The sequence below is a fragment of the Negativicoccus succinicivorans genome (assembly GCF_018373335.1).
Lineage (GTDB): Bacteria > Bacillota > Negativicutes > Veillonellales > Negativicoccaceae > Negativicoccus > Negativicoccus succinicivorans_A.
The window spans coordinates 1-17111 of the sequence record NZ_JAHAHH010000016.1 but is presented as its reverse complement, the minus strand read 5'-3'; the positions used below and the strand labels follow the sequence as shown (position 1 = coordinate 17111).

Below are 17111 nucleotides of genomic sequence, written 5' to 3'. Positions count from 1 at the left end.
TTTGATCTGAACGTCGTAAGCGCCGTTTTCCAGTTTCTTCACGTCGACATCATAGAAGTCGTCGCCGTATTTCTGATCCAGGTAATGTTCCACGGCGTCTTCCGCGCGTTCCGCCAAGTTAGCGGCGCTGTCGCCATGCGTATATTGTCCGAGAATCGCCGTGATCTGTTCACGATCGGCCGCGGCCATTTCCTTCGTGAAGTCCGTCAGCTGCAAAACGATACCGCCGTCAGCCAATACGGTCGACGCGGGCACTGCAGCCGGTTCCGTCGGAGCGGTCGCTACGGTCGGTTCCGCCGGTGCGGGTGCGGGAACTTGGGTGGCATCGTTGGTAACGTAAATATTCATATGGTAGTCGCTGACATCTTTGTCCGTATAAACAAAGTATTGACCTTCCCCATATTTTTCGTTCAAGAAGTTCTGAATATCAGCTACCGCCTGATCCACCGCGCCTTCACTGACGCCGCGTCCCAAGTAGGGTACCGCAATATCACCGGTATGCTGTTTATCTTCGACGGTCAGCGTCTTGCTCTGGTCACGGAGATAATACATGTCAACATCGTAATAGTTCATCGCCATGGCGCTTGTGCCGATGGCCGCCAATACGGTTAATGCTAACGCTGTCTTTCTCATCTTCCAGCCTCCTTTGGCAATGTCTGTCACTGTAATATACAATTTTCAGCTGATCGCAGGGACGATCAATGGTAAACAACGGACAGACTTCTGCTGTTCACATCAACACATTCTATACTTTTATTATACATTTTCGTTCCAAAATCGTCAAATATTCGCTTTAGTTGCGCTATTTTTGAGCCAAAATAAATTGAAAAATTTACGCGGACGAGTTTTCCGATATACGACGCGCCGGTCGGGATGCTCCCGGAATATAATCTTGACCGAGCGCATTGGCGTAAAAATGTTTTACTTTTTACCGAGGGACTCATTTATTTCCCAATGATATAAATCGTAAAATTTTGCACAAAAAAACAGCTCCTTGCGGAGCCGTTTTTTATTTGTTATTGCCGTTCTTTCGCAGCCTTTGTATTCAGACGATGCTTCAAGTAGTTACGTCCGACCATAACGCGATACTGAACCTTGCCGCTATCGGACGTGACGAATACGACTTCAAATACATGTTCGCCGTATTTTCGAGCCAGATATTTCGCCGCCGCTTCGCGAGCCTCTTTCGGCTGATAGCCTTCAAAATAGCCGCGCAACTCTTTCTGATCCTGCGCGCTCAGACGTTTCGTGCAGTCCACGAACATCCCGCGCGAATCGGGTTGCGACGGTACCATTTCCGCGTCGCGAGCGCCGTTAAAATAATTGGCATCGGCTTGCATGTACTGGCCCATGCGCACGCCGTACTCATTGTAGTAGGCGCGTCCGTCGGTGTAACCGTTCGGCGTTTCACCGGCTTGGCGCGGCTGTACGCCTTTCGCCGCCGGAATTACTTGTTTTTTTCGGAATTCTCCTGTTTTTTTTCCGGTGCTACCTGCGGCGGTACATTCGGATAAAGATCTTTGTTTTCCGCCATCTTGTCCGTCATCGGTCTGGCGTCCGGATCAAAGTAACGAGCGTCCGCCTGCATGTATTGGCCCATGCGTACGCCGTATTCATTGTAATACGCCTGACCGTCGGTATAGCCGTTGATGGTCTGACCCGGAGCATACGGTTGTACGCCTTTCGCCATCGGTTTTACTTCCGGTTTCGCTTCCTCTTTAGCGGTCCCGTCTTGTTTTTCTTCCGGCGCTACCTGCGGCGGTACGTTCGGATAAAGATACTCGTTTTCCGCCATCTTGTCCGTCATCGGTCGTGCGTCCGGATCAAAGTAACGAGCGTCCGCCTGCATGTATTGGCCCATGCGCACGCCGTGTTCATTGTAATACGCCTGACCGTCGGTATAACCGTTGACGGTTTGACCCGCGGCATACGGTTGTACGCCTTGTGCCGCCGGCGTAGCCGGTACCTGAGCATTGTCCGCGGCCAATACGCTGCCGCTGATTGCTGCCAATGCAGCCATTGCGAGTAATGTCTTTTTCATCTTGCTTCCTCCTTTGTACGTCTGTCACCGGAATAAAAATTCCTTTCGGCTGACCGCCAATGCAGTCTGTTTTCCAAGAACCGGACAGACCTTCTACTCTTTTCATTATACGTTTCGCATCAAAAAGCGTCAAATATGCGTGAAATTAAAAGTAAACAAATTATTCCGCCGGCCGCGTATAATCGGTTACTTTTCCGATCCTCCATCATCGCGGCCGCGGCTCATCACCACGCTCCTTTTTCGGTCGTAAAGACGCGTTTCACGCTTGGATGCAAAGCGCTCTTTTCGCCTGTCAAGCGCGGACAACTTGACGGACTTTTTATATTTTGTGATAATCTGAATTAACATCATGTGCGTATAGCAGGCGCGCGTCACCAATGTAGCGGAAAGAGGTCAGCATGAATCAGTTAGAAACAAAAATCCAAACCGAAGGGCGCATCATTGACAACCGCATCTTGAAAGTCGACAGCTTCATCAATCAGCAGCTCGATCCCGATATCTACCGGGAAATCGGCGTGCGCATGGCGGCGCAGTTCGCGCAAAGCCATGTCACCCGCATTTTGACGATCGAAGCCAGCGGCATCGCGGTGGCGCTCGCGACCGCGTACGAATTGCATTGTCCCGTCGTCTTCGCCAGAAAGCAAAAGCAAAGCGCGTTCAGCGATGAACTCTATGTGACGAAAATTCATTCGTATACTAAAAACACGGATTACCATGTGACCGTCTCCAAAGAATTTTTACCCGCCGGAGAATCGGTACTGATTGTCGATGATTTTCTCGCGCGCGGAGAAGCGAGCTTCGGTCTGGCGCGTTTGGTCGAAGCCTCCGGCTCCCAAGTCGCCGGCATCGGCATCGTCATCGAAAAAAGTTTCCAGCCGGGCGGCCGACTGCTGCGTGAGGCCGGTTACGATTTACATTCGCTCGTGAAAATTAAAGCCTTTACGAATAACCAAGTCGTTTTCGACAAGTAACGGCTACTCCGACAAAATATCGCTGTCGGCAGAATATAAATTTGGAATACACAGTTTTTTTGCGGGGAGGTTTCCATGACACGTGAACTTCGCGCGGAAATCGGCAATATCGCCACCCATGCGCTCGGTATCATCATGAGTGTCCTCGCGCTCGGCCTCGGCGTTTGGTCGCTTTGGCAATCCCACGCCGCGCCGCTTGCGCACGCCGCGCTTTGGATATACGGTCTGTGCGCGGTCGCGTTGTACACCGCCAGCACCGTGTACCACAGTTTATTCGCCGCGCCGTTGGCGCGCAAAGTGGCACGTCGCTTTGACCATGCCGCGATTTATCTGATGATCGCCGGCTCGTACACGCCTTTTTTGTGGATCGCGCTGCCCAACCGCGGCGGTTTCACCTGGAGTATTGTCATTTGGGGGATTGCCATCGTCGGAGTTATTTTCAAAGTCTTTTATGCGGGACGTTTCAAAACGATCTCCACGCTTTTATACCTGGCGATGGGCTGGCTCGCCGTCGTCATGTGGCCGGATCTGACCGCGTCTCTGCCGCCCGCCGCGATTCATTTACTGCTCGCCGGCGGCGTCGTCTATACGGTGGGAAGTATTTTTTATCTCTGGCAAAAACTTCCTTACCAGCACGTCATCTGGCATGTTTGCGTGTTGGCGGGAAGTATCTTGCAGTGGCTCGCCATTCAATTGTATGTACTACCTTTGGGAGGACTGCTTTGAGCGACGAACAGTTTATGCGCCAAGCGCTGGCGCTAGCGGATCGCGCCGCCTCCGTGGGGGAAATTCCCATCGGCGCGATTGTCGTGTGTGACGGCAAGGTGGTCGGCAGCGGTTACAATTTGCGCGAATCCATTCCCGACGCCACCGCGCACGCGGAAATGATCGCGTTGCAGGAAGCTTGCAAAAACTTGCAGCGCTGGCGGCTTTCCGACTGCACGCTCTACGTCACGATTGAACCTTGCCCCATGTGCGCGGGCGCGATCGTCAACAGCCGCATCAAGCGGCTTGTCTACGGCGCCGCCGACAGCAAAGCGGGCGGCGTCGAAAGTATTTTTCGCATCGCGGATCATGACGCGCTTAACCACCAAGTCGAAATCCGCGCCGGCGTGTTGGAAGACGAGTGCCGGCAAAAAATGAAAGATTTCTTCCGCGCCCGCCGCGCCGCCAAAAGCGCTGACGAGAAATAAAAAACGGCCGCATTACGCTGCCATGAAAACAAAATTGACTTCATTCTTACCGTTATGGTAAAATATTTTTATCGTTTGGTGCAGATGCGCTGAACGATAGGGAGAGGTGTCCGAGCTGGCCGAAGGAGCCTGACTCGAAATCAGGTAGGCGGCAACCCCGTCTCGTGGGTTCAAATCCCACCCTCTCCGCCACGAAGATACGCGCGACGATGTCGCGCTTTTTTATTTATAAAAATGCGTGTACACAAAAACGCACGGCCGCGGCCGCGCGTTTTTCAGGGGGTACTGCTGAGCAAATTATAATCCCCTTCCTTTAGGGCAAAAAGTCTTTTAACTTGTTCAAAGTTTCGTTGTTACCGAGTGCGGCACCAAGTTGCTGTCCCGATGTTATAACCATTTGCGTCATTTCCTGCGTCTGTTCTTCCGTGAGCGGCGCGCCGGTTACTTTCGCGCCGACCGTTTCGACCAGGGAACGAACTTCCGCTTCGTAATCCGACTGATTGATTTCGCCGGCTTTAAAACGACGATACAAGTCCTGTACTTTTTCCATATCGATTTGATCGGTCAGTTGACGCAACATTTCCATTTTCTCCATACGCCTCACTCCTTTGTAGAACGGCCGCCCCGTTGCCGCGTTCGGGCGACAGATAATACAGATCACGCGGCTTCACCTGTATTATATCACCGGTAGCCGGCTCGAAACGGAACTTGCCGTTTCATACGGGTAAGGTTACAATAAAGAAAAAGCAAATTTTTACAGCCAAAAGGAGATAATATGCTTCATTTTTCAAAATGGACCGGCGTAGTGTTGGCGGCTCTGCTTTGGGTCGGCGCAAGCGCGCAGGCGATGAATGAGCCCTGGCAGGGAAATCCCGAATATCCGTTCATTGTGGCTCATGATAATGTGGTCGTTTATCAGGACAACGCGTCACTGAAGTTCCTGCAATTTACGCCGGAAGGCGTGATGTGGCGCATTGATCTGGTGACGGTTTTGCCGGCCGCCGATCCGAACTCGATTGCGCGCGTCGATCGGATTTGGTATCGCAAAATAAATGATGAGCCGCTGGATCGAGTCTACGTCAAACTCAAAGAGAATGCCCCTTGGGGTCTGCTTGATCTCACGAATACCGGCGCTTATAATTTGTTGTTGCGCGAAGGTTTCCTTGCCAGCTGGAATTTGGTGTACGGCTATCCGTATCCGATTCCGCGCGCCGTGTTTGACAATAAATAAATCGGGATACGAAATAAAAAAGCACCTCGCGCGAGGTGCTTTTTTATTTCGTGTTTTATGATTATTTGTCTGCCGGTGCCAAGGCCCGCCAAATGTCTTCGATGACTTGCGCCGGTGCATAGGTCGTACCGTCTTCGACCACAATGTGATCGACGGTCGAGGTTTCACCGTTCACCATAAATTGCGCCTGTTCGGCCGCCGGATGCAAGACGATTTCCACGACCTTGGCGTCGCGCGTAACACTGATGGTGCGCGTTTCATCGTTCCAGCCGATATCGGCGCCCGCTTTCGTCAATGCGTCGCGCAAGGCATACACTTGCGTACCGTCAGAGAGCGTTTTCGCCGTGCCGAGATCGATTTTGTCTACGTCCGCTTTGGCCGTGTCCGCGGAGTCGGCCGGCGTCTTCATCGTGACTCTGCCGAAAATCCAAACCTTTTCCGGATTCGTCTGCGGAGGAAGGCTCAACGTCGCTGTCGTGTAGAGAGCAAGCAAAGGATTTCCCAATACATACTTGGTCGGGACCGCCTGCCCCGTAAGATCGGTCACTTTGTCCGGCACGCTGAGGAGCACCAGACGTTCATGAGCGCCGCTGCCGTTTTTCGCAAAATAATCCAATTCGACAGCGTACTTGCTGTCCGGATGAGTAACCAGCAAGGCCGGTTTCTCGGCCGCCTCTTTTTTATCCGCAGCCCGCGTGAAAAATTGGATATCGTCCCCCTTTTTCCACGCGACTTTATCGGCCGCGACAAATTCCCCCGTCGCGGCATCCATGACGCGAATGCCTTGCGTCGGAACTTGCTCTTTTTCCTTTTCACCTTGCACCGTCAGCACGCCGCCGTCTTTCACTTCAACGATCTGCGCGCGCTGCATCATATAGCCGAGGGCTTGCGCCTGTGATACCGCCGGCATGGCGAACGCCACCAGCAAGGCCATAACTAACCAACCGATTCGTTTCATAGTATCCTCCTTTTGCGATTTTTCGCTTTATGTTATCGTACCATACCCGTTTCATAAAGCGCTTAGGAAGACGTTAAAAATACTTCTCAGACGCGTGTCGCCGCGGCGGCGTGTTTTTGCATTTTGCCGCGATCGCGGATCAGCGCCTGCGTCAACTCCGGCAAAGCGCGGCGCACGGCGGGATACAAAACCGCCAGCAGAATAAATGTCGCCGGCGCGCACAAGATGCTGGCAATGAATACGTTACCGGCGGAACCGACTGCCATCGGGAACGGATAGCCCAGCACAAAATATTTGAAGGTCGAGCGAATCAACGGCTCGACAAATGCGAAAATCGTGAACGCCACCGCCGAAACCGTCAGCGCCATCCATTTCGTTTCGCCGTAGCGCGCCCGCCACCAGTCCGCGCCCGCACCGGCCAAGTATCCGAGCAACGCGAACGACAAAAATGTCGGCAACGCGCTCGTTACGTAACCCGCCAACAGATCCGCCATCGTCAGTCCGACCGCGCCGGCGAGCGCGCCGTACCAACGACCGGTGAGCAACGCGCCGATCAAAATAAAGGTATAGCCGAAATAGACTTTACCGGTCAGGCCGAAGGCCATCGGCACCTCAATGCGCAGGTACACGAAACAAATCAATGCGGCGGCCGCCATCAGCGCCGCCACCGTCATACGTCGATGCATACAAACTACCCCTTTTCGTAAAAGTTTACCGTTTCTTTACTTAACTATAAAGGGCAAACTGACCGCCGACAAGGACAGACCGCACGCGCTTTTCATGACAGATTTATTTACCGGCACCTTTTACCGCAAGCAAACGAAATGAACCAATAAAAAAAGACCGCCGCAGCGGTCTTTTTTTATTTTTATTCTTCTTTTTCTGCCGTGTACGCGTCGATGATTTCCTGCGCTTCTTGGAAAGGCACCTGTTCGTACTGATAAAATTCCATGTTGAATGTGCCGCGACCCTGCGTTTGCGAACGCAGTTCCGTCACGTAAGAGAACATTTTGCCCAACGCGACCTGCGCGCGCACCACGGATTCGCCTTCGCGTTCGCCCGGTTCCATGCCGAGGATCCGGCCGCCCTTCGCGGAAAGATCGCCGACGATCGCGCCCATGTATTCATCGGGCACGAATACGTTCACATTGTACACCGGCTGCAACAATACCGGTTGCGCCTGCGGAATAATTTTGCGCAGCGCCAGCGAGGCCGCCACTTTGAACGCCATTTCCGACGAGTCGACCGAGTGGTACGAGCCGTCGTAGAGAGTGACGCGCACGCCGATCATCGGATAGCCCGCGATCATGCCTTTGGCCAAAGTTTCCCGCGCGCCTTTTTCGACCGCCGGAATATATTGACGAGGTACGGCGCCGCCGAAAATGTCATCGACGAATTCAAAATCTTCCGTCGTCGGTTCGACGCGCAGGAAGACGTGACCGTATTGGCCATGACCGCCGCTTTGTTTCTTGTGCTTGCCTTCGCCTTCCGCCTTGCCCAGGATCGTTTCCCGATACGGTACTTTCGGCTCGACGACGCGCGCTTTAGTGCCGTACTTGCGTTCGAGTTTGCCGAGATTATGCTGCAGGTGAATTTCACCCATTGAATAAACCAAAGTCTGCCGCGTTTCCGGATCTTTTTGCGTGACAAAAGTCGGATCTTCTTCCGCCAAGCGGAGCAAACCGGCGGCGAGTTTTTCTTCATCGCCTTTGCTTTCCGGTTCGACCGCTACTATGTACAGCGATTTCGGGAAGCGCACCGGTTCATACACGACCGGGAAGCCCGCGTCGGAGAAGGTGTCGCCCGTTTTCGCTTCGAGTTTGGGGATCGCGATGATGTCGCCCGCCGTCGCCTGCGCTAACGGAATCTGCTGTTTGCCGACGGTCATGTACATCTTCGTAAAACGTTCCGTCAAGTCCTGCGTCTGGTTGATCAGCTTGTCGCCTTCACGCAAGGTGCCCGAGATAATCCGAATATAGGATAATTTACCGGCAAACGGATCGATGACGGTCTTGAAGACAAACGCGCTGAACGGATTGTCCGCGTGCACCGTGACGCTCGTTTCCGTCTTGGGATTCGTGCCTTCCATCGTGCGCGCGGAAGCGTCCGGCATGTAGCGAATAATGCGATCCAGCATTTTATCCAAGCCGATCTTCGCCAGCGCCGAGCCGATCATGACCGGCACAACGCGACCGCTCTTCATGCCTTCGCGCAAACCGAGGCGAATTTCTTCGACGGTCAGTTCGCCGCCATCCAAATATTTTTCCAGCAGGATGTCGTCGCCTTCCGCGGCCGCTTCAATCGCCATGTCGCGTACTTCCGACGCGCGCTCCCGCCATTCTTCCGGAATGTCGATTTCCGTTTCCTGACCGTTTTCCCAAACGGTCGCTTTCATTTTCACGATATCGATGATGCCGTGGAAATCTTTACCCTCACCTAACGGCAAGTGCAACGGCATGACGGTTTTACCGAAACGTTCGCGCATTTCGGCAAGCGTCTTGTCATAATTCGCCTGTTCGGCGTCCATTTTATTGATGAAAATCATCCGCGGCAGCGCCAGTTCGTCACCGTAATCCCACGCGCGCTGCGTGTCCACTTCCACGCCCGATTCGGCGGAAACGATGATGAGGATGCCGTCGCAGGCGCGTAACGCCGCCCGCACTTCGCCGGAAAATTCACCGTAGCCCGGCGTATCGATGAAGTTCAGCTTGTAGCCTTTCCATTCACAGGGCGCGAGACCCAATTGAATCGTGACATTGCGCTTGATTTCTTCCGGCTCAAAATCGAGAACATGCTTATTATCGGCGCCTGTGCCGATACTTTCAATCGCTCCGGTCGTCGCGAGCAAATTTTCGACCACGGCTGTTTTACCTGCCCCGTCGTGCGACAGGACCGCCACATTACGAATCTGAGAACCTGCATAATCTTTCACGATACCGCCTCCTCAAAGCATTTGTTAGTGACTGTTTTCGCCGCCCGCCGCGCTTTTCCTTTATTTCTTAGAAAAAGTCGCCGTAACGGTTTTTATAATGTTCGCTCATTTCGCGATCATTGCGATAGGTACGAAATGTCTGCTCCTCCGCATCCCGGTAGCGAATGCGGTACAGCGTCTCGGGTGCAAATCCGTCCACGCGCAAGCGATACATCTTATCTTCGCCCGGCACCGGCAACGGCGCGGAAATAATTTTCACGTTATCGCTGATGTGGAAATTCCGCTGCGCGAGCGCGACGGCGTCCGGCTGCGTCATTTCCTCGGGAAGCGGTTTCGCCATGCGGACCTCGACCGTCATGAAGTCGACCGCCATGACCCAACGGATCTGATTGTCCGCCTGCACCGCAGTCGCTTCAGCAGACGGCGTCGCGACCGTCTCCGGCGCGACTACGACCACCGGCGCGTAGGTCTCGGCGCTTTGCGGCGGCAACGGCGGCAACGGCGGCAAAAGTTTATGATGGCTCGGTCCCGCCTGCGCAAACGCGGCGGTCGCGGCAAAGATCAATCCCAATGTTAAAACGGGTAATTTTCGCATCGATCATTCCTCCTTTTCTGTATTATACCAAAGACATGAAAACGTCGCTTTTTCACGCCTTATCCGGCGCTATGCCCCCATTACAAACAGAATCTCGGAGCACTTGCGAGCAATAAAAAACGCACCGCAGTGCGTTTTTATTTATTCTTGCGGACGAAGGCCGCGGAACAAGCGCAGAACGATCGCAATTACCATCGCGACAACCGTCGCCAGCGCCATCCCTTTCAAATGGAACGGGCCGAAGTCCAACACCGCGCCGGAAAGGCCGGTGATGAGCGTGACCGCGGTTAGAATCAGATTTTCCGGTTGCGTATAATCCACTTTCTGTTCAATCAGCATGCGCAAACCGGTGGTGGCGATGATACCGAAGAGAAGGATGCAGACGCCGCCCATGACCGGGGTCGGGATGCCGTGAATGACCGCGGAAATTTTACCGATGAAAGAGCAGAGAATGGCGATGATGGCCGCGCCGCGAATGACCCACACGCTGTAGACGCGCGTGATCGCCATGACGCCGATGTTTTCACCGTACGTCGTATTCGGCGTCGCCCCTACGATACCGGAGAGAATATTCGCGAGACCGTCGCCCAAAAGCGAGCGCGACAGTCCCGGATCCGTCATCAAATCGCGGCCGACGACATGACTCGTCACCACAAGGTGTCCGATGTGTTCGGCGAAAACGACAAAGACTGCGGGCAAAATAATGATAATGGCCTGCCAGTTCCATTCCGGCATGTACAACGTCGGCACGGCAAACCACGGCGCCGCCGCAATCGCGTCGATATCAACGATGCCGAGGAAGAGCGAGAGGATATACCCCGCGACTACGCCCAACAGCACGGGAATGACGCCCAAAAAACCGCGACCGAATAAAGATACCAAAATGGTCACGACCAAAGTGAAAATCGAAACGATCACGGCCAGTTGCGGATCCACCCCCGGAATGGGGTCGCCGACCAGTCCCGCCATATTCATCGCGCTCGGCGCCAATTCCAAACCGATGATCGCGACGATAGCGCCCATCGCCGCCGGCGGGAACAAGGTATCAATCCAGCCGACGCCGACCTTTTTCACTAAAAAGGACAGCAAGACGAAACACAGACCGAAAACGATGAAGCCACTCTGCGCGGCGCCGTAACCGAGCCCCATGGAAACGATCAGGGTGACCGGCGAGATAAACGCAAAACTCGAACCGAGGTACGCGGGTAAGCGCCCCTTACAGATCGCCATGTACAAAAGCGTGCCGATGCCGTTCATCAAAAGCGCAATCGACGGATCGACCTTCAGTAAAAACGGTACGAGCACCGTCGCGCCGAACATGGCGAACAAGTGCTGAATACTCAGGGGCAAGGTTTCCCAAAGCGGTAATTTCTCGTCTACGTCCACATATTTTTTCATTGGTCTCCCCGTTTCATGAAAAAAGCTCTCTGTGCACAGAGAGCTTCGGATGTTACGCCGGACCTGCTCCGACTCACAGGACTGCATAATATGTACTACGCATAAGTATAGCAAGTTTTAAAACGCTTGCCAATATATTTCAGCGCGGCGGCTGCCAGCGCCGATTCGGCGGAATCCCTTCCGAAAGCGCGCGGACTTTGGCCCAATGCGCTTCCCGTTCTTCCAGCTCGCGGGTTTTGCGTTCCACGCCCAAAATCATGCCGACGGAAATCAAATTCACGACCATCGCGGAACCGCCGTAACTGATGAACGGCAACGGCACACCCGTGACGGGCAATACGCCGAGCGTCATCGCGGTATTGTACAAGCCCTGCCCGACCAGCAGCGTCACCAGTCCGTAGACCAAGTACGCGCCGTATTGATCGCGCGCGCGACCGGCGATTTTAAAACCGGTGAATAAAAGCGCGAGAAAGGCGAGTGGAACAAGTACCGCCAGCCAAAAACCGACTTCCTGCGCAAAGACGGCATACGCGAAGTCCGTGTGTTGTTCGGGCAGGTACGCGAACTTACTCAAGCCTCGCCCTAAACCTTGTCCCAAAAAACCGCCGGAACCGACGGCAATGATGCTTTGCACGACCTGGTACCCGAGATCGCGCGCGTAACTGAACGGATCATACCAGGCGATAAGACGTTGCATGCGGTACGGTGCGAACTTAACGCCCCCGGCGAAGAAGATCGCCGCCGCGATCAACGTGCCGACAATTTCCAGCGTCGGTATGCCCGCCAAAAAATACAGCAAAAGCGGCACGCCCAAGACCAAAATCACGGTGCCGAAGTCCGGCTGGAAAAAAATAAAGATACCGAAGATCAACGGACAAAGCAGCGGCTTCCATTCCGCATAACACTCCTGCACTCGCTCCCACAGCCCTTTGCCGGCGGGCACAAAGACGCCCCCCAACGACTGCCAAAGACGAACCGGTTCGCCGCGCTCGACACGCAGAGCAAGACCGGAGGCGGCGCACATAATGCCGACAAGTTTCGCCACTTCGGACGGTTGAAACGTAAATCCGCCCAAAGTAATCCAACGACGCGCGCCGTTGACGGTCAGCCCCGCCACATGCACGAGGAGCAACATCAGCACCGTGATCCCGAACCATAGCGTCATGCTCTTGCGCAGGTTCTGATAATTAAACCGGTAAACCAAAGCGCCGCAAATCGCGCCGATCACTAAAAACAGCACATGACGAGACAGATCGGAGGTGACCCCCGAGGCACTGCGCAAATTCATATAAAAGGTCGAGCTGAAAACATTCACCGTGCCCACGACCAGTAAAAACAGCACCGCGACGAAAAACCAGTCGCCGTAACCGAATTTGCGCAGATGAATTCGATGTCCGAGCGCGCTCCAAAAGCGCCGCCGACTTTGCTTACGCCTTCTCTTCGTCATGGCCTTTCCTCTCCGGCGCTACAGCTACCAGACGGTAAATCGGTTGCCCTTTGGCGGAAAATTTCTGTTCGTATTCCGTGCGCACATTGTCCGCCGGCTCGTTTTGATGCAAATCGTCCGTCACATCGCGCAGCGTCCAACCGAGCGCTTGAAACTCTTCGATGGAAAAGTAAAATAAATCGTGATTGTCCGTCTTGAAATGAATTTCTCCCTGAGGCGCCAAGAGCGTCGCGTATTTTTCAAGAAAGCCGCGGTGGGTAAGCCGACGTTTGGCGTGCCGCGCTTTCGGCCACGGATCACAAAAATTAAGATAAAAGCGATCGACTTCGCCCGGCGCGAACACGTCTAACAGTTCGCTGATATCACCTTCGACCAGGCGCACATTGGCAAGCTCCGCCGCCGCTACCTTCTGTCCGGCATAGTATAGTACGCCGCGCTGCAACTCGATACCGATGATGTTCACATCTTCGTGCTGCGCCGCCAAGCCGGCAATAAATTGCCCTTTGCCGGTGCCGAGCTCGACCCACAGCGGACGTTCACCGCGCGCGAAAATCTCCCGCCAGCGCCCGCGACAATTTTCCGGCCAGCCGATCGACAAAAAATCGGCGTACTCGAGAATCGCTTCATCGATCCAGGGTTTTCTTCGTAAACGCATGTTGACTCCTTTCGCTAGTCCTCCTGCGGCGCCGCCGCAAGTTGGTACTGCGTTCGCGACGGCCGTTGGTGCGTCGCGATGATAAATTCTTTATGAAAGCGGACCTGCCATTGCGCCGCCAAATTCTCTTCCCGTAAATAGTCCGCGACCGCCGGATGCACCTGCACCAGTACGCGATCAGCCAATCCCCGCTCTGCTTTTTGCCGCAGCTCTTCGGTGATTTGTTCCACGATCGCGGCGGCCGTCATCACGTACCCCGTACCCGCGCATTCCGGACAGCGCATATAGCGACTTTCCTGCAGCGTGGGCCCGGTCTTGTGACGCGTCATCTCGACCAGTCCGAGCGCCGTCATTTCCACGACCGTCGTGCGTACGCGATCTTCTTTGACCGCCGCGCGCAACTCTGTCAGCACGAGTTCGCGATCTTCTTTACGATGCATATCAATAAAATCGACGATGATAATGCCGCCGATATTGCGCAAGCGAATTTGTCGCGCCACTTCCTGCGCCGCGGCGAGATTGACGCGCAACGCCAAATCGTCTCGCCCGTGACCGCTCCGAAATGTCCCGGAATTGACATCGATCGCGGTCAGCGCTTCGGTCGGATCGATCACGATGTACGCGCCGCCCGCCACCTCCACGCGGCGTTCGAGCAGCGGCGCGATCGCGTCCTGAATACCGTGCTGCGCCAGCAAATCGTTCGCCGCGACATAGGACACTTCCACTTGCGGCTGTTCGGAAACCAAATCGACAAGCCGCTCATACGCGGCGCAATCGTTCGTAATAATCTGTTCAGTCGACGGCGTCACGTAATCGCGCGCGGCGCGCAACACAATATCCGCCTCCCGATAAAGACATGTCGGCGCGAAGGCGATTTTCGCCCGCCGCCGAATGCTTTCCCAGGTGCGCCGCAGGAACGTGAGGTCATGCGTTAATTCCGCCGCATCCACACCTTGTGCTGCCGTCCGCAGAATAAACCCGCACGCCTCGTCTCCCGAGCCTAATTGGGCGCCGACGAGTCCGCGCAAGCGCTCCCGTTCCGCCGCCTCCTGTATTTGTTTGGACACGCCGACGTAACGGCCCTTGGTTAAAAGTACCGCATACCGTCCCGCCAGCGAGGGTTTGGTCGTGAGCATCGGTCCTTTCGTGCCGCGCGCTTCTTTCGTCACTTGCACGAGCACGCGCGCGCCAACGCTGATTTTATGTCCTTCAAGATCGCGCGATTTGCCGCCGAGAAGCGGCAAGTAACCGTTTTCGCCGGTGCCGATATCGACAAACGCCGCATCAAGCGCCGCGACCACATTTTTGACGACTCCTTTATAAATACGATGCAGCAGTGCTTCTCCGTCGGTCGGTTGAATCACCAAGTCCGTCAGAGTATTTTCCTGCGTCACCGCGATAATCGTCTCCCGCGGAGTCGCATTCACCAGTAATCGGCTCATAATTTTTCCTGCGCCGCCGCATCGAGCGGCAAAATATACGTGCCGTCTTCGTTACGGCGCGCCACCTCCACACGCGACACCAGGCACTGTCCCGCGGCAACGGGCAAGGCGAAGTCAGTCGCCAAGATCTCCCAGAGTTCCGTCGGTTTGATACTGCCGGCAAGCGTGCGCCAAAAGCCGACCGTAATGGTCACGAAGTCGTCTTCGATCCGGCCGCGCAACGGTTCGGGCACAATGTTGCGCACATCGAGTTGGCGCGTTTTCTTCGGCGTGACTTTCGTATAGGGAATCGTCGTCGCCTTGTTAAAGCGCGTCAAAACGTCCTGCAACTGCGCGTCGGTAAACGCCGCCGTGAGCGGACCGGTCACCCTGTACTGCTCATAATTAATTAACGCCATCAGTTTCGGCGCGCGCTGTTCGATATACTCTCCCGCCGTCAACCGCACGCCCGGCGGCAACGCGGCCGTAAGCGCGCGCGCCGCGTCTTCATACGGCACGTCTTCGCTCAATTCAACATCCATGTACAACGGATCGGCCGTCACGCCGACCGCGAGCGCCGAATCGTAGCTGACTTTCATATGCGCATGGAAGCCTTCCGAATACGCGATCGGCAGATCGGAGCGGCGCAACGCGCGTTCCATCGAGCGCATGAAATCAAGATGCCCTAAAAAACGCAAAGGCTCATCTTTCGCGATAGATAAACGTAGTCTTGGCACGATTTCCCTCCATTCCGTCGAGTACGCTGACGCCGAGCTGCGGGCAGACGCCGCAACCCGCGCAGGAGAGGCGACGGCAATCGTGTGTCAGCGCGGCGTTCACGCCCTGTCGCCATTCGCGGTGCAGAAAATCTTTCGTCACGCCGCAATCGATATGATCCCAGGGCAACGGTTCATTGAAATCGCGCTGCCGCTCCGCATAGTAGCGAGGATAATACCGGTCTCCTGAAACGCCTTGTCCCAGTATTCCGGTTTGAACCAATCCGTCCAGCCGTCGAACTTCGCGCCTTGCTTCCACGCGGCGTAAATGACTTGCGCGACGCGCCGATCACCGCGCGCCAAGACCGCTTCCAGCAAACTGGTCGGCGCATCGTGGTAGCGGTAGTGAATATTACGGCTTTTGATTTGACTTTTCAAATACAGTTGCCGCCGTTCAATTTCCGTTTTCGGAATTTGCCCGAACCACTGGAACGGCGTGAACGGCTTCGGCACGAAACTCGATACGCTGATCGTCACATGCGCGTTCATGCGGCCCGTGATCGATCGATACAAGTCACTCACGCGGTAACCGAGTTCGGCGATGCCCGCCAAATCTTCATCGGTTTCCGTCGGCAAGCCCAGCATGAAGTAGAGCTTCACGCGATTCCAACCGGACGTAAACGCGTTGGTGCAGGCTTGCATTAAATCTTCTTCCGTCACGCCTTTATTGATCACATCGCGCAAGCGCTGCGTGCCCGCCTCCGGAGCGAGCGTTAAACCGCTTTTGCGCACCTGCTGCACTTTTTTCGCGATATCGACGGAAAAACTGTCGATGCGCAGTGACGGCAAGCTGATGCTCACGCCGCGATCGGCAAACTCCGCAAACAACGCGTCAACCAGCGAGGCGAGCTGCGAATAGTCGGCCGATGAAAGCGACATCAGCGAAATTTCATCATAGCCGCTGTTTTTAATCAGTTCGCGCGCGATCGCAAGCAGCTGTTCCTGCGTTTTTTCCCGCACCGGACGATAAATCATGCCCGCCTGACAGAACCGACAACCGCGCGTGCAGCCGCGAAACAGTTCGAGCACAGCGCGATCATGCACGGACTCGATATGCGGCAAAATCGGGTGCAAGGGCACGGGCAGCGCGTCCACATTTTCAACCACGCGTTTTCGCACCTTCGCCGGCGCCGCCGTCGTGTTCGGCACGAGCCGCGCGAAATTCCCCGCGCGATCGTAATGCGCATCATAAAACGCGGGCACATAGTTGCCCGGAATTTGCGCCATGCGTTCCAAAAGGCCGCGCCGTCCGTCGGGACAACCCGCCGCTTTCCATGCTTTGACGGCATCGACCAGTTCAACTATCGACTCTTCCGATTCACCGACAAAAAAGACATCGATAAACGGCGCGAGCGGCTCCGGATTATAAACGCAGGGGCCGCCCGCAATCACGAGCGGCATATCGTCCGTACGCTCTTCACTCCAAATCGGCAATCCCGCCAAATCGAGCATATTCAACACATTCGTGCAGGACATTTCGTACTGTAAGGTAA

The 17111-nt window shown here is 54.9% G+C and carries 17 protein-coding genes, 1 tRNA gene and 1 pseudogene; 5 read left to right on the top strand and 14 right to left on the bottom strand.

Features of this window, described 5'->3' with window-relative positions; all coding sequences use genetic code 11:
* From KH813_RS02370 to KH813_RS02360, 3 genes are all read right to left on the bottom strand, one after another.
* A partial coding sequence (locus KH813_RS02370; protein WP_303992752.1) for a hypothetical protein occupies positions 1-633 on the bottom strand: 633 nt, incomplete at its 3' end.
* A 383-nt stretch (positions 634-1016) separates the two neighbouring features.
* Positions 1017-1358, bottom strand: a complete 342-nt coding sequence (locus tag KH813_RS02365; protein ID WP_303992749.1) for a hypothetical protein — start codon at positions 1356-1358, stop codon at positions 1017-1019.
* Between the two features lie 89 nt (positions 1359-1447).
* On the bottom strand, positions 1448-2041 hold the full coding sequence (locus tag KH813_RS02360) for a hypothetical protein (RefSeq protein ID WP_303992746.1): 594 nt from the start codon (positions 2039-2041) through the stop codon (positions 1448-1450).
* Positions 2042-2439: 398 nt separating this feature from the next.
* On the opposite strand from KH813_RS02360, the gene KH813_RS02355 reads away from it, so the two are divergent.
* The 4 genes from KH813_RS02355 (at position 2440) to KH813_RS02340 (ending at position 4397) form a co-directional block, all read left to right on the top strand.
* Positions 2440-3012 (top strand): xanthine phosphoribosyltransferase, encoded by a 573-nt coding sequence (locus KH813_RS02355; RefSeq protein ID WP_303992744.1) that lies wholly within the window; start codon positions 2440-2442, stop codon positions 3010-3012.
* A 75-nt stretch (positions 3013-3087) separates the two neighbouring features.
* The gene (locus KH813_RS02350) at positions 3088-3738 is read left to right on the top strand and encodes a hemolysin III family protein (protein ID WP_303992741.1); all 651 of its coding nucleotides are present in this window, start codon (positions 3088-3090) and stop codon (positions 3736-3738) included.
* Positions 3735-4205, top strand: coding sequence for a tRNA adenosine(34) deaminase TadA (tadA, locus tag KH813_RS02345; protein WP_303988739.1), 471 nt, complete (start codon positions 3735-3737; stop codon positions 4203-4205). The genes KH813_RS02350 and tadA overlap by 4 nt, the downstream gene beginning before the upstream one ends.
* Positions 4206-4305: 100 nt before the next feature.
* Positions 4306-4397: transfer RNA gene (locus tag KH813_RS02340), tRNA-Ser, on the top strand.
* Positions 4398-4518: 121 nt separating this feature from the next.
* Here KH813_RS02340 and KH813_RS02335 read toward each other — a convergent pair.
* A complete protein-coding gene (locus tag KH813_RS02335) occupies positions 4519-4800 on the bottom strand; it encodes a hypothetical protein (RefSeq protein ID WP_303988742.1) in 282 nt (93 codons plus the stop codon).
* Between the two features lie 180 nt (positions 4801-4980).
* Here KH813_RS02335 and KH813_RS02330 point away from each other — a divergent pair, with 180 nt between their 5' ends.
* A complete protein-coding gene (locus KH813_RS02330; RefSeq protein ID WP_303992739.1) occupies positions 4981-5436 on the top strand; it encodes a hypothetical protein in 456 nt (151 codons plus the stop codon).
* 61 nt (positions 5437-5497) lie between these two features.
* Here the strand turns inward: KH813_RS02330 and KH813_RS02325 are convergent, their stop codons facing one another.
* The 10 genes and pseudogenes from KH813_RS02325 to KH813_RS02280 form a co-directional block, all read right to left on the bottom strand.
* Positions 5498-6394, bottom strand: coding sequence for a stalk domain-containing protein (locus tag KH813_RS02325; RefSeq protein WP_303992736.1), 897 nt, complete (start codon positions 6392-6394; stop codon positions 5498-5500).
* Between the two features lie 86 nt (positions 6395-6480).
* Positions 6481-7080, bottom strand: a complete 600-nt coding sequence (locus KH813_RS02320; protein WP_303992733.1) for an ECF transporter S component — start codon at positions 7078-7080, stop codon at positions 6481-6483.
* 182 nt (positions 7081-7262) lie between these two features.
* On the bottom strand, positions 7263-9326 hold the full coding sequence (gene fusA / locus KH813_RS02315; RefSeq protein WP_303992732.1) for an elongation factor G: 2064 nt from the start codon (positions 9324-9326) through the stop codon (positions 7263-7265).
* Positions 9327-9393: 67 nt separating this feature from the next.
* Positions 9394-9921 carry a hypothetical protein gene (locus tag KH813_RS02310; RefSeq protein ID WP_303992729.1) on the bottom strand — a complete coding sequence of 176 codons (528 nt, stop codon included), beginning with the start codon at positions 9919-9921 and terminating at the stop codon, positions 9394-9396.
* A gap of 141 nt (positions 9922-10062) precedes the next feature.
* A complete protein-coding gene (uraA, locus tag KH813_RS02305) occupies positions 10063-11319 on the bottom strand; it encodes a uracil permease (RefSeq protein ID WP_303992727.1) in 1257 nt (418 codons plus the stop codon).
* A gap of 139 nt (positions 11320-11458) precedes the next feature.
* On the bottom strand, positions 11459-12766 hold the full coding sequence (locus KH813_RS02300; RefSeq protein WP_303992725.1) for an FtsW/RodA/SpoVE family cell cycle protein: 1308 nt from the start codon (positions 12764-12766) through the stop codon (positions 11459-11461).
* Positions 12747-13421, bottom strand: a complete 675-nt coding sequence (gene trmB / locus KH813_RS02295) for a tRNA (guanosine(46)-N7)-methyltransferase TrmB (RefSeq protein WP_303992723.1) — start codon at positions 13419-13421, stop codon at positions 12747-12749. The genes KH813_RS02300 and trmB overlap by 20 nt, the downstream gene beginning before the upstream one ends.
* Before the next feature lie 14 nt (positions 13422-13435).
* Positions 13436-14863, bottom strand: coding sequence for an Rne/Rng family ribonuclease (locus KH813_RS02290; RefSeq protein WP_303992721.1), 1428 nt, complete (start codon positions 14861-14863; stop codon positions 13436-13438).
* Positions 14860-15579, bottom strand: a complete 720-nt coding sequence (locus KH813_RS02285) for a TIGR03936 family radical SAM-associated protein (protein ID WP_303992718.1) — start codon at positions 15577-15579, stop codon at positions 14860-14862. The genes KH813_RS02290 and KH813_RS02285 overlap by 4 nt, the downstream gene beginning before the upstream one ends.
* Positions 15545-17111, bottom strand: a pseudogene (locus tag KH813_RS02280) (TIGR03960 family B12-binding radical SAM protein); the annotation flags it as partial. The gene KH813_RS02285 and the pseudogene KH813_RS02280, both read right to left, overlap by 35 nt.

Bases quoted from the DNA above. Each gene is read 5' to 3' on its own strand.
- KH813_RS02325 (WP_303992736.1), bottom strand. From the start codon at position 6,394: ATGAAACGAATCGGTTGGTTAGTTATGGCCTTGCTGGTGGCGTTCGCC.
- KH813_RS02320 (WP_303992733.1), bottom strand. From the start codon at position 7,080: ATGCATCGACGTATGACGGTGGCGGCGCTGATGGCGGCCGCCGCATTG.
- KH813_RS02360 (WP_303992746.1), bottom strand. From the start codon at position 2,041: ATGAAAAAGACATTACTCGCAATGGCTGCATTGGCAGCAATCAGCGGC.
- trmB (WP_303992723.1), bottom strand. From the start codon at position 13,421: ATGCGTTTACGAAGAAAACCCTGGATCGATGAAGCGATTCTCGAGTAC.
- KH813_RS02355 (WP_303992744.1), top strand. From the start codon at position 2,440: ATGAATCAGTTAGAAACAAAAATCCAAACCGAAGGGCGCATCATTGAC.
- KH813_RS02290 (WP_303992721.1), bottom strand. From the start codon at position 14,863: ATGAGCCGATTACTGGTGAATGCGACTCCGCGGGAGACGATTATCGCG.
- KH813_RS02335 (WP_303988742.1), bottom strand. From the start codon at position 4,800: ATGGAGAAAATGGAAATGTTGCGTCAACTGACCGATCAAATCGATATG.
- KH813_RS02310 (WP_303992729.1), bottom strand. From the start codon at position 9,921: ATGCGAAAATTACCCGTTTTAACATTGGGATTGATCTTTGCCGCGACC.
- uraA (WP_303992727.1), bottom strand. From the start codon at position 11,319: ATGAAAAAATATGTGGACGTAGACGAGAAATTACCGCTTTGGGAAACC.
- KH813_RS02330 (WP_303992739.1), top strand. From the start codon at position 4,981: ATGCTTCATTTTTCAAAATGGACCGGCGTAGTGTTGGCGGCTCTGCTT.
- KH813_RS02300 (WP_303992725.1), bottom strand. From the start codon at position 12,766: ATGACGAAGAGAAGGCGTAAGCAAAGTCGGCGGCGCTTTTGGAGCGCG.
- KH813_RS02350 (WP_303992741.1), top strand. From the start codon at position 3,088: ATGACACGTGAACTTCGCGCGGAAATCGGCAATATCGCCACCCATGCG.